The organism is Actinomadura rifamycini DSM 43936, from assembly GCF_000425065.1.
Classification (GTDB): Bacteria; Actinomycetota; Actinomycetes; order Streptosporangiales; family Streptosporangiaceae; genus Spirillospora; species Spirillospora rifamycini.
Map to the genome: position 1 here is coordinate 14,585 of NZ_AULB01000012.1, position 12,178 is coordinate 26,762.

The window sequence follows — 12,178 nt, forward strand, 5'->3', positions numbered from 1 at the left end:
CACCCCCGTTTCCTTCCGGAATATCCGGCGCCGCGTCCTACTCCTGCGCGGCCGCCTGGAGCTGCCGCTGCAGTTCCGGCTTCGCCAGCGGGCGCGTCGAGCCGATCCAGTCCGACCGCTCGTACGACTGGACGGCGATCGCGGGCACGCACGTCGAGCACCGCGCGACGATCATCTTGCCCTTCGAGATCACCATCCCGACGTGCCCCGGATTGTCCGCGGACGTCCCCGGCCCCGAGTTGAAGAACACGAGGTCGCCCGGCTGCTCGTCGCCCTTCCCGACCTTCTTGCCGAACGGCCACTGCTGGAACGTCGTCCGCGGGATCGACAGCCCCACCTGCCGGTACGCCGCCTGGATCAGGCTGGAGCAGTCCCAGGCGTCCGGCCCGTTCGCGCCGAACACGTACGGCTTGCCGCGCTGCGCCATCGCGAACTCGATGATCTCCTTGACGACGCCGTCGAGCCCGGCGGGCAGCTCGTTGTCCTCGCAGTTCACGCCGTTGCTCTGCACGACCTCGAAGTTCCCGCCGGCGTACTTCCCGGCCCAGTCGAGGACGAGGTCCACGTAGTCCCACGAGTGGTTGTAGGCGAAGATCGCGTCCCGCATCCGGTCCGGCGCGCCGCTGGCCTTCAGGTACGCGGCGGCCGACGGGATCGCGTCCACCGGGTCGTACCGGTCCTTCTTCCCGTCGTCGTTGCCGTCGACCCCGTACGACTTGAACGTCGCGGCGAGGAACTGCATCGGGCCGCCCGCGCCCGCGTAGTTCTCCCCGCTGCTGACGCCCGGCAGCGTCGACCGCCCGTGGTCGGTCTCGACCTTGCCGACGCCCGCCAGGACGTTCCACGGGATCCCGTAGTCCTTGCCCGCCCGCCGGTACAGCTCGAGGAACGCGCCGGGGATCGCCTCCGCGTCGCGCGCAACGGCGGGCTGCGCCCCCGCGCCCGACGTGTCCGTGCACCGGGACCCCGCCCCGCCGCCGAACATGAACTGGCTCGCCCCGAACAACACCGGGACGAAGATCAGCGCGACGAACAGCAGGCCCGCAGTGCCGAGCGCGCCCGCGAACAGCAGCCGCCGGGCCGTCATCCCGTGTCACCCTCCTGACCGGCGTCCGCCGGTTCGAACGCGTACACCCGCAGCGATCCGCCGTCCCGCACCACCGTCACCGCCCACCGCTTGTTCTCGCCGGTCTCCTTGCCCCCCGCGGTGACCGTCTGCGTGCCGGTCACCAGAAAGATGATCGAGTTGTCGCCGATGTCGCGGACCCGGTCGAGCGACGCCGTCCCGGTCGCGACCGTCCGGTCCTGCCGCCGCTGCGCGACGAGCCCCGCCGAGGCGTGCGCCCGCGCCAGCTCGCCGCGCAGCTGCTCGGTGACCAGCGGCGACAGCCGCTCGTCGTACTTCCGCGGTTCCTCGTCGTACCGGTACGTCGCGTACGCGGCCACGAACTTCTGCGCCACCTCGGCGGCCGTCGCGAACTCCGCCCGGGAGAACGGCAGCAGCCGGTAGAGGTCGAAGTCGTCCGGGTTCACCGCCGTCCGGATGCCCGGCGGCGGCGACGCGGGCCCGGACGGCGCGGGCGCCGCGGCCGTCGGCGCGCCGTCCGGCTCGCCGGTCGCCCGCTCGGGCCCGGCGACCGTCAGGTACACGCCGACCGCGGCGAGCACCGCCACCAGCCCCGCGAAGACGATCTTGCGTTGCCGATCGTCGAGGTTCATCACTCGTCCCGGCCCGGCTCACCGGACGAGCCCCCGGCCGGACGCAGCCAGAACGGCAGCGGCGGCTCGTCGCCGGGCGAGCGCCGGCCCCAGAGCGGCGGCGGCGCCTGCCGGCCGCCCCCGCCACCGGACCCACCGGACCCGCCGGAGCCGCCGGGCGCCGGGGCGGCGCCACCGCCGCCCGCGCCGGCGCGCGGCCTGGGCACGTTCGACGCCGGGTCGCCGCCGGACCGCCCCGGCCCGGAGCGTCCCGAACCGCCGCCGGACCCGCCGGAGGCGCGGGAGGGCGCGGAACCGCCGCCTGTGCCCCCGCCGCCGCGCTGCGGGGCGCCGCCCGACCGTCCGCCGCCGGCGAACCAGCCGCCGCCACCGCCGGACCCGCCGCCGTTGCCACCGCCGCCGCCGTTGCCGGAGCCGGTGCCGCCGCCCGTCCACGAGGTCGGGCGCGGAGTGCCCCGCCCGGCGCCGCCGCCGTCCGAACCGCCGCCGTCCGAGCGTCCGCGCGTCCCGGACACGCCGCCGCCGCGCGCCGCGATCAGGCCGCCCGCACCGCCTCCCGAGCCGCCGCCCGCGTCGGACCCGCCCGCCGCGGGCGCGTCGCGTCCCGCGCGGGACGGCAGGTTCAGCGGGGGCGCGCCGCGCCGCGACCGTCCCGGCGCCGTCCCGGCGCCGCGCGGCTTCGCCGCCAGCACCGGCGCCTCCTCCGGCGACGCGCCCTCGCCCGCGCCGGGGCCCGTGCCGCCCGCGCGGCGATCGGTCAGCGTGCCGGTGGCGGCCTGCCCGTCGGCGCCCTGCGCCACGGCCGCGCCGTTCTCCGCGGCGGCGTCCTTGCCGCGGCGGCCGCCCAGCCGGTACCCGGCCGCGCCCGGCACCACCGCGCCCGCGACCGCCGTCGTGCTCTTGCGCGCCTCCGCGACCGACTTGTCCAGCTGCGCCTCGCTCTTGTCGCGCGACCCCACCGCCGAGTAGCCGACCGCCGAGAACAGATGCTGGAACGGTTTGCGGTACACGAACGCGGCGCCCGTCACCAGCGCGATGAGCAGCACCTGCAAGCCCCACGGCAGCGTCTCGCCGAGGATCAGCCCGTACGCCCACAGCAGCAGCGACAGCACCCCGATGAGGGCCGCCTGCTTCAGCAGCATGGACAGCAGCAACTCGAGCCAGCGGACCGCGATCACCCGCCCGATGCCCGGATGGATCCCGATCCCGAGGAAGATCGGCCCCGCCACCAGCAACAGCAGGAACGCGATCTTCACCACGATCAGCGCGATCGCGATGACCAGGATCAGCAGCCCCGCGACCAGCGCCGCGAACAGCGCCCCGAACGCCACCGCCAGCCGGTTCTGCCAGTTCTTGCCCTGGAACAGCGAATAGGTCTCGGGATGCTCTTCCTTGATGTTGGAGGCGACGTCCTTGTAGGCGTCGGCCTTCGCCTCCATGTCGACGTCCTCGGAGCCGTGCGTCTCCGGCAGCCCCACCGCCTGCGACCACAGCAGCCTGTCGGCGTTGTCCTTGACGATCTCCGCGTCCGGGTCCGTCGTGCCGAACTCGCCCTGCAGCCACGGTTTGCAGACGAGCGCCACCCACAGCTTGTTCGCGTTGCGCGTCGTCGCGTCCAGGTCGGCCGACTCGGCCGGATCCGGTTGCCCCTCCGGGCGCGGGATGCACTCCCCGCCCCGCGTGTCGCTCTGCGGCAGCGCCGCGTTGAACGCCGCGCTCGTCGCCTCCGACACCTTCGTCCCGAGCGTGGTGAAGTCCGCGGGCCGCGCGATCAGCCAGATCAGCGCCACCATCGCGGCGACCATCCACACGACGCCCTCGGTCACCTTGCTGGCGCGCCGCCGGACCAGGCCCCACCACGCGAGCCACATCGCACCGAGGATGACCACCCACGACCAGTACCGGGCGTTGAACGTCTCGCCGACGCCGCTGATGACGTCGTCCACCGTGCCCTTCAGCCAGCTCAGCAGCGACTCGGACGCCGCCGACTGGTACACGCTGATCGTCGTCCGGTCGATCGCCCGGACCAGCGTGAACGTGGTGTTGGCGAGGGCGTTGCCCATCATCGCCATCGCGTCCGAGCAGCCCATGTCGACCGCGTACCAGGTCTGGCCCGCGGTGCCGTACCGGTCGTAGTACGTCAGGTCCTCGGCGGACGTCTTCTGGAGCTGCTCGCTGGGGTAGCCGGGCGGCTTGATGAGCCCGTCCGCGCCCGTCCCGTACTGCTCGGGCGCGGGGTTGTCGGCGGGACGGCAGGAGTCGTTGACGCTGGGGAGGGGAATCGCCGACGCGGTCGGCGTCATGGGGCTCAGCATCAGCAGCGCCATGATCGTGAGCAGCACCGCGGAGCGGCGGGTGCGCGGACGGCGGCGCGTGCGACGCCGCCGCCTGCCGTCCGGGACGGACGGGTCGAGCCCCGCCTCCGGTGAACGCTGCAGGCGGGACGTCCGGTGGCGGGGCGGGTTCATCGACCGACCTCCTCGGTCTCGGCCCCCGCGACGGTGAGTTCGGACGACCACGGTCTGGACCGGGTCGGGTTGGTGTCCAGCCAACGCTGCAGTTCCTCGGAGATCAGGTCGACGCCGATGCGTCCCGCACGGCCGTCGAGGTCACGGAAGATGCATTCGCCGTTGCCGAGGTTGCGGAGCACGGCCTTGTGCTCGTCGGACGCCTCCACCCCGAGAAGCGCCATGACGTTGCCGACCTCCACCCGCTCGGTGGAGCGGAAGGAGAACACCGAGGACAGGCAGTTCGTCACCTGCTCGTTCAGCAGGTCCCCCGCGTTCTGGGAGACCAGGATCAGGGCGGTGTTGCGGGACCGGCCCATCCGCGACACCTCGGGGATCAGCTTGGCCCCCTCGGGCGTCGCGGTGACGGCCCACGCCTCGTCCAGGAAGATCGCCTTCGGCAGCCGCCGGTCCAGGCCGTGCATGAGCCGCCGCGCGAACTGCGACACCAGGTACATCAGCGCGACCGACAGCCGCTGCTCGTAGGAGTAGTCCTCCCGCGCGATCGTGACGTCCGGCAGCGTGAGGCCGCCGAGGGTGAACACCGTCGTCCAGCCCTCGGTGTCGATGCGCTCGCCGCCGGACGGGTCGAAGCACAGCCGCGCCAGCCGCATCTCCGACATCGACCGCAGCACCGCCCCGAGGTTCTTCGACGCCGGGTCGTCCGACGCCTCCAGGTGGTCCACGACCCGGCCGAGGGACGGCCGCTCCCCGTTCGCGACCGCGCCGACCGCCTGGATCATCGCGGACTCGCGCTCCTCCGACATGCGCGGCAGCAGCAGCCGGAGCGTCTCGGTCGCCATCGTCTTCTTCGCCGCGAGGTCGTCGCCGAACGAGAACGGGTCGAGCAGGCCGGGCGCCGCCGACCCCAGCGGCAGGATCCGCGCCCGGCGGCCCCGCGCCTTCAGCAGCTCGACGAGCGTCTCCGCATCGCCCTTCGGGTCGATCGCCGCGACCGTCACCCCGCGCAGCGCCATCTGGTAGATGAGCAGCAGCGCCAGCGTCGTCTTGCCGCCGCCGGGCTCGCCGGTGATCGCGACGGCGGTCGGACGGTTCCGGGCCGCCGCGACCAGCGGGTCGAAGTGGACGATCGACCGCGCCCGTCCCAGCGTCTCCCCGACGTACGGGCCGATCCAGCCCTCCTGCGCGTCGTCCGGACGGTCGCCGAGGTCGACGGTCGCGACGGGCATGCCGCCCGCGATCGTCCGCAGGGGCTGCCGCTGCGCGTACGCGTTCAGCCGGATCCGGTCGCCGGGCAGCGACTCCAGGAACAGGGAGAACTGGTCGCCGGTCGAGTTGACGACGTCGATGCCGATGTCGCGGTAGTGCTCCACCACCGCGTCGACCCGCTGCGCCAGCAGGTCCTCGGTGGGCGCCGACACGATCAGCCGGTGCCACCCGTACACGAACGGCAGCCGCTCCTTGGTGATGCCGTGCTCCAGCATCCGCGCCGCGTCGATCTGCTCCGCCAGCGCGATCGGCGCCTCCGCGCCCGCCTCCCGGATGTGCTGGTCCATGTCCCGGGCGTGGGCGAGCTTCCGCGAGACGTCCTTGGACGCCTTCGCCGGCGGGATCAGCTTCATCCGCGCGCTGATCTCGACGGGGAACGGCAGCGCGTCCGCGTAGTGGAGCCACGGCTCGCCGTCCGGGAACGGCATCAGGTCGGGGAACCGCGCGAACGACAGGTACGCGACGTACGACGCGGCCGTCGCGCCGCGCCCCGCGCCGTGGTTCGGCTGCTCCACCCGCAGGTAGGAGCGGCCGTTGTGGATCGCGCCCTCCACCAGCGACTCGATCTCGCCCTTGCCCCACGTGCGCCGCGGCACCGCCGACGGCGGCGGGTCGGCGAGCGACCCCGTCACCGCGTGCTGGAACAGCCACGCCACCTCGGTCGAGGTGGCGTGCCGGGCGTAGAGGGCCGAACCGCCCAGCGCCCGTCCGATACGCTCGGCCTGCTCCGTCCAGCGCGCGATCTCCTTCTTGTCGACCGCGTCGTCGTGCACGCCGAGAGCGTTCTCGCTGCGCTTGTAGAAGCCGAGCAGCTGCGACAGGACTCCCCCGGACAGGTTCGCGCCCATCCCGCGCGGCCCCAGCCGCACCCCGAGGTAGACCTCCTTGGTCCAGAAGTCCTTGGCCCACACGTGGGCGTAGGTCTCCTCCAGGTACTCGCGCCACCCGGGGCCGCCGTCGGACGTCCGGTCCAGTGCGAGCGCCCACTCCGCGGCCGGGTACGTCCGGTGCGCGATCCGCAGGTGGACCTCCGCGTCCTGCATCCGGATGCCGGCGAGCGCGATCGTGACGTTGGTGGCGAGCGCCTCGCGCTCCTCCCCGGTGGTGAACTCGTACGACACCGTCGGCAACCGGAAGTACGCCCAGGCCGCGTTGTCGGTGAGCAGCACCCGGTCGTCGAAGTAGCGCACGGCCAGCCGGCTGGACTTGCTCATGCCGCCCTCCCGACCTCGGTCCCACCGACTGATTCTCCCGATCCGCGCCGTTCCGCGAAGGGATGCCGGAGAGAGTGTTCTTGGTCCGGGCGGTCAGCAACGTCAGTCGCCCCCGCCAGGGATGCCCGGCTCATGGCGGTCTCCGCTCGGTGCCCGCGCGGGGCGCTCATCGGGTGGCCTCCTGCTCCTGGTGAAGCTCCTGGTAACGCTCGGGCACGACGCCGAACCCGCCGGCGACCACGCCGGCGAGGGCAAGATAGGCACGCCGCGTCGGGGCGCGCAACGACTTCAGCTCGTTGCGCGGCGCGCGATCCATGCTGAGGTGATCGTCCCACGGAATCCGCACGAGGGCCCGGCACCGGCCGCGCGCCATGGCCTCCGCCTGCTCGACGTCGTCCATGCTGCGGCGACTCACCCCATTGATCACCGTGACGGCCCGCGACCGCAGCTCCTCGTACCCGTGGCCGTCCAGCCACTCGTACGTCATCGCCACCGCCCGCGGCGCGTCCGCGCTGGCCGGCGCCACCAGCACGAGCTGGTCGGCGTACGGCAGCACCCGCGCCACCACCGCCGCCGCCGCGTCCAGCAGGGTCACGGAGTAGAACCGGTCGATCGTCTTGATCGCCAGCGCGTAGTCGCGGTCATCGAGGGCCTGCAGCGGGTTCTTGCCCGCCGCGATCACGTCGAGGCCCGACTTGGCCTGCGACGTGTACCGCCGCATCGCCGTCAGGCTGCCGACCTGGTCCGCGCGCGTGATGAGCCCGGTCAGCGTCTCGTTCGTCTCGCTGCGGGTCCGCCGCGCCAGCGCGCCCGGCCCCGGGTTCACGTCGATCGCCACGACGGGTTCGGCGTTGTGCTGCGCGAACGTGTGCCCGAGCATCAGCGCCGTGACCGTCTGCCCGGCGCCCCCGGTGCAGCCGAGCACCACCACGTGCCGCGTCCCGCGGAACGGCTGCTGGAGCCGCAGCTGGTACTCGGCGTCCACGTCGCCGTGCCCGCCGCCGACGGCCTGGAACAGCCGCCGCAGCCCGCCGGCGCTCACCTCGTGCTCCGGCCCCGGCGGCGTGATCGCCGGACCCGACGGCGGGGGCGGCGGGGGCGGCGGCAGCGGCCGCGGCCGCACCGGCGACTGCGGCCCGGACCGGACGTCCCGCGGCGGCGGCTCCTCGTCCTGCGGCACCCCCGGCTCCGGCGCCGGCGGCCACATCTGCGCGTCCGTCGCCGCCGGCCGCGCCGGCTTCGACAGCCCCTTCGACCACGGCCGCGGCGCCTCGAGCCGCGGTGCCTCCGGCTCTTCCTGCTGCGCGGGCGGCCAGCCCTGCTGGGACGCCGCGGGGACCTGGTGCCCCGGCACGGGCGCCCGTCCGGCCCCGTCCGGCGCTTCTCCGGGTACCGGGGCCTGCCCGAACGTCCGCGGCGGGTCCCCGAACCCCGGGGGCCGCGCGGGCGCGGGCTCGCTCGCGGAAGCGGCCGGAACCCGCCGGTCGCCGTCCGCCGGTTCCGCCCCCTGCGGCACGGCCGGCTGCGGCCCCGTGGCCGCACGCTCGCCCTGCGGAGGAGCCGCCGGCCGAACGACCGGCCCGGGCGCAGCGTGTCCGGGCACGGCCCCGGCGGGGGAACGTCCAGCATCGGCCCCGTCAGCCCGCCCGACGGCCCGCTCGCTCTCCGTCGCCTCGGCACCCGGCTCAACCCGCTGCTGCTCCGCCGCAGGCACAGACTCGGACGGACGCCCCTGCGACGGCACACCCTCCGCATGCGGCTCACCCGAGGCGGCCGACCGGCCCACCCCGGACGCCTGCTCTTCCGAGACCGCAGGAGACTGCTTTCCCAGGTCGACGCGCTCACCCCGCGGCGCACCCTCCGGACGGACGGGCGCCGAGGGCTGCTCGGCCCCTGCGGGGGAACGTCCAACATCGGCCACGTCAGCCTGCGCGGCGGCCTGCCCGACGGCCCGCTCGCTTTCCGCCGCGGCCGCAGGCACGGACTCGGACGGACGCTCCTGCGACGACGGCTCGCCTGACGGCGCACCGGACGACCAGGACGGGCCGGTGGGCTGCGCCTGCGGCACCGCCGGAGGCTGCCCCGTGGCCGCGCGCTCGTCCTGCGGCGAGGGCACCGGACGAACGGGCGCGGAAGGCTGCTCCGGCCCCGCCTGTCCCGGCGCGGCCCCTGCGGGACGAGCACGCCCGACATCGGGCGCCTCAGCCTGTACACCCGCCTGCCCGGCGACCCGCTCGCTCTCCGGCCCTGCGTGTCCCGGCGCGGCCCCTGCGGGACGAGCGCGCCCGGCGTCGGGCGCCTCAGCCTGTAGACCCGCCTGCCCGGCGACCCGCTCGCTCTCCGACGCCTCGGCACTCGGCGCGACCCGCTCCTCCCCAGCGGCCGGGCGAACGGGCTCGGAGGGACGGCCCTGCGACGGCTCACCCGATGGGGACGACCAGGACGGGCCCGCGGGCTGCTCCTGCGGCGCCGCCGGGGGCTGCCCCGTGGCCTTGCGCTCGTCCTGCGGCGGGACCGCCGGACGGACGGGCGCGGACGGCTGCTCCGGCCCCGCCTGTCCCGGCGCGGCCTCTGCAGGGCGAGCGCGCCCGGCATCGGGCGCGGCGCCCTGCGGGGCGGCGTGTCCGCTCGCCGACGCCTCGGCACCCGGCGCCACTCGCTGCTCCGCTGCGGCCGGACGGACGGGCTCGGACGGACGGCCCTGCGACGGCTCACCCGATGGGGACGACCAGGACGGGCCCGCAGGCTGCTCCTGCGGCGCGGCCGGAGGCTGCCCCGTGGCCGCGCGCTCGCTCTGCGGCGGGGCCGCCGGGCGGACGGGCGCGGGCGGCTGGGCCTGCGAGGCGGCGGGCGCGGACGGACGGGCTTGCTGCGGGCGTCCCGGCATGGACTCGGCCGCGCCGGGACGCTCGCCCTGCGGCGGCGGTCCCGGGCGCGAGGCGGCGGGCGGGCGCCCCGGGGCGACGCGGCGGTCGGGCGGGCGCGGGGCGGGCGCGCCGGGGTGGCGCGGCTGGGCCTCGTTGACGAGGGGTTCGGGGGCTCCGAACGCGCCCGGGACCATCGGGATGTCGGGGCGCGTCGGGACGGGGCCGGCGACCTTCTTGTCGCCGGGCTCGCCACCGGGCGCGCCGCCGGGTGCGGCACCCGAGCCGCCACCGGACGCGGCGTCGGACCCGCCGCCGCTCGTCGCGCCGCTGGCCGCGGCGCCCGACCCGGCGGCCGGACCTGCGGTCGGTGCCTTGAGCGGGGTGGGCTCGGCTCGCGGGGCGGGGGGCCGGGGGGCCGGGGGTTCCTCGGCGGGGGCCATCGCGGTGGCAAAGCCGGGGGCGCCGGGGCGGCGGACGCCGGACACGAGGCCGCGCTTCCCGTTGCCGGGCGCGCCCTCCAGGCGGGGCGCCGCGGGGGGCGCCTCGATGCGGGGCGCCGGGACCTCGGGGGCCTCGGCGGCCGGGGCGGGCCGGCGGCGGGACTTGACGGCGACGCGCTCGGGCGCCGGGGCGGGGGCGCCGGGACGGCGCCAGACGCGCGCGACGATGACGACTTCGCGGGGCTCGCGGATGGGGGTGAGGCGGCACCAGGTGCGGGGCTCGGCGAGGTAGCGGCCCTGCGAGAGGAGCAGTTCGGTGAGGCGCTTGCCCTCGATGACGGGGCGGGTCGCGAGCCAGGTGAGGACGCCGGGCGGGACGATGTAGACGACGTGCCACGGGGACTCGAAGGGCACGCCGACGAGTTGCAGCATCACGATCCAGGGCACGAACACGCCGAGGAACACGCCGATCTGGACGAGCGGCAGCGGCATCGGGAGCCGCAGGTCGTACAGCTTGTACAACCGCTTCTCGATGCGCCAGATGTTCGTGTACGTGGGTAGATCCACGCCCCTACTCCCCTATGGATGCGAGCACGGTCTCCGGGTCAGCTGCCGTCCACTCCCAGTGCGGTGGCGATCGCCTTGGCAGCGGTCTCGATGATCTGGGGCACGTAGAAGACGATGGCGATGCCGATCGCCAGGACGATGAACTGCGCGAACCGGGTGATCTCACGGGTGAACAGGAAGAAGATCGCCACGATGGAGACGGTGACGAGGAAGAGCGGGCCGAAGAATCCGCGGAGCCAGCTGGCGAGCCCGTCCGGATCGAAGGAGTCGTCGGGTGCCGCCAGGATCTCGGGCGGAATCGACGCCATGAGGTGGTGCAGCATCGACTTACCTTCCTGGTTCGGCGTGGGGGGACGGGCGGGCGTTCATCTCGCGGCCTTTCATGACGGGTCGGGATCGGTGGTGCCGCGGATGTCCTTGACGTACCAGGTCGCGTCCTTGCGCACCATGTCGAGTTCGTATGCCTGCTCGAGTTCGCCGCCGGCGACGCGCCAGACGACGCTCGCGGTGACGGTGCGGGCGCCGGCCGAGCCCTGCGGGGCGACGACCTCGGCGACGCGGAGGAACTCGACCGAGCGGGCGAGGCCGCTGATGGGGCTGCCCGCGGCGAACCGGGACAGGGCGGTGGTGTCGCTGCGCGCGTACGCCTGGAAGAACGTCACGAGGATGGGCTGGAGTTCGCCTTCGAGGGGGGTGTCGCGCGGTGCGGCCTCCTGCTGCGGCAGTGCGGCCTTCGCGGGCGGGGGGAGCAGCGCGGGACGGGCGGCGACGACGAGCGCGCCGGACTCGTTCGCGTAGACGGGGACGGCGAGGCGCAGCCACTTGTCGCCGGTGCGGGCGAGGAGGGTGACGGTGGCGTTGCGCGCGTCGCGCGCCTGCACGCCCGCGACCTGCACGGACTGGACCTGCAGCGTTCCGGTTCCGTTCCAGCCGAATTGCGGGTCGGCGCCCTCGGGCAGGAACGTGCGCAATTGGGTCTGGCGGTCCGCGGCGTTCTCCTGGTCGTAATTCAGATAGACGTTGGCGAACTGCAGGGCGAATGCCCCGGCGGCGCTGGTCGGGAACTGGGCGCGTTCGGGGGACGACTTGGGCGCGGCGGCCGTGTCGGGGGCGTCCGCGGCGGTGAAGCGTTCGAAGGGGGCGCGGATCCCGTTGACGAGGATGACGATGATCAGGGCCCAGAGGACGGCGCGGCCCGTCCAGACCCACCAGCGGCCGCCGGATCCGGACCAGCGGCCGCCGCGCGGGCCGCCGCGGCCCCGGTCGTCCGGGACCTCCCACGGGTCGACGGACAGACCCGGCGCCGCGGTCTCGTCGACCACGGCGGTGTCACGGCCGCGTTTCACGGCCGACCTGCGAGCCATCCTGCCTCCGCTCGCGCCTCGCCCCAAGGTCGGCGCGCTCTGATTGCCTGGTCCAGATGTTGCGCGGTGGTCCTTTCCGAACCCACCCCGGGCCCAGCGTAACCACGAGCGTCAATTGTTCCAGCGCATCCGAGCGAAGCACAGCCCCGGCACGCGGTTGTGGATAATGCGATCCACCTCAGCAGGAACGGGAAGGATTGCCAAACGGTGACGATCCCCTATCCCTGCCTCCGATCAGCGCGTCCCGGGCACAATCGGACGAGCGTCGCG

At 74.7% G+C, this 12,178-nt stretch carries 7 protein-coding genes; all 7 read right to left on the bottom strand.

Annotated features, from left to right (window positions below):
• Nucleotides 1-37: 37 nt before the first annotated feature.
• The 7 genes from H505_RS0111765 to H505_RS0111805 all read right to left on the bottom strand — a co-directional run bounded on the left by H505_RS0111765 (nucleotide 38) and on the right by H505_RS0111805 (nucleotide 11,908).
• Complete coding sequence (locus tag H505_RS0111765) at nucleotides 38-1,087, bottom strand: C40 family peptidase (protein WP_026402151.1); 1,050 nt, start codon at nucleotides 1,085-1,087, stop codon at nucleotides 38-40.
• Nucleotides 1,084-1,719, bottom strand: coding sequence for a hypothetical protein (locus H505_RS0111770; RefSeq protein ID WP_026402152.1), 636 nt, complete (start codon nucleotides 1,717-1,719; stop codon nucleotides 1,084-1,086). The genes H505_RS0111765 and H505_RS0111770 overlap by 4 nt, the downstream gene beginning before the upstream one ends.
• Nucleotides 1,719-4,187 carry a type IV secretion system protein gene (locus tag H505_RS52350; protein WP_051300568.1) on the bottom strand — a complete coding sequence of 823 codons (2,469 nt, stop codon included), beginning with the start codon at nucleotides 4,185-4,187 and terminating at the stop codon, nucleotides 1,719-1,721. Before H505_RS52350 ends, H505_RS0111770 begins: the two co-directional genes overlap by 1 nt.
• Nucleotides 4,184-6,670, bottom strand: a complete 2,487-nt coding sequence (locus H505_RS0111780; RefSeq protein WP_026402153.1) for an ATP-binding protein — start codon at nucleotides 6,668-6,670, stop codon at nucleotides 4,184-4,186. Before H505_RS0111780 ends, H505_RS52350 begins: the two co-directional genes overlap by 4 nt.
• A gap of 166 nt (nucleotides 6,671-6,836) precedes the next feature.
• Nucleotides 6,837-10,544, bottom strand: coding sequence for a TcpE family conjugal transfer membrane protein (locus H505_RS48875; RefSeq protein ID WP_084550141.1), 3,708 nt, complete (start codon nucleotides 10,542-10,544; stop codon nucleotides 6,837-6,839).
• Nucleotides 10,545-10,582: 38 nt separating this feature from the next.
• Nucleotides 10,583-10,867, bottom strand: a complete 285-nt coding sequence (locus H505_RS0111800) for a hypothetical protein (protein ID WP_026402157.1) — start codon at nucleotides 10,865-10,867, stop codon at nucleotides 10,583-10,585.
• A 57-nt stretch (nucleotides 10,868-10,924) separates the two neighbouring features.
• Complete coding sequence (locus H505_RS0111805; RefSeq protein ID WP_034517664.1) at nucleotides 10,925-11,908, bottom strand: conjugal transfer protein; 984 nt, start codon at nucleotides 11,906-11,908, stop codon at nucleotides 10,925-10,927.
• Between the last annotated feature and the right edge of the window lie 270 nt (nucleotides 11,909-12,178).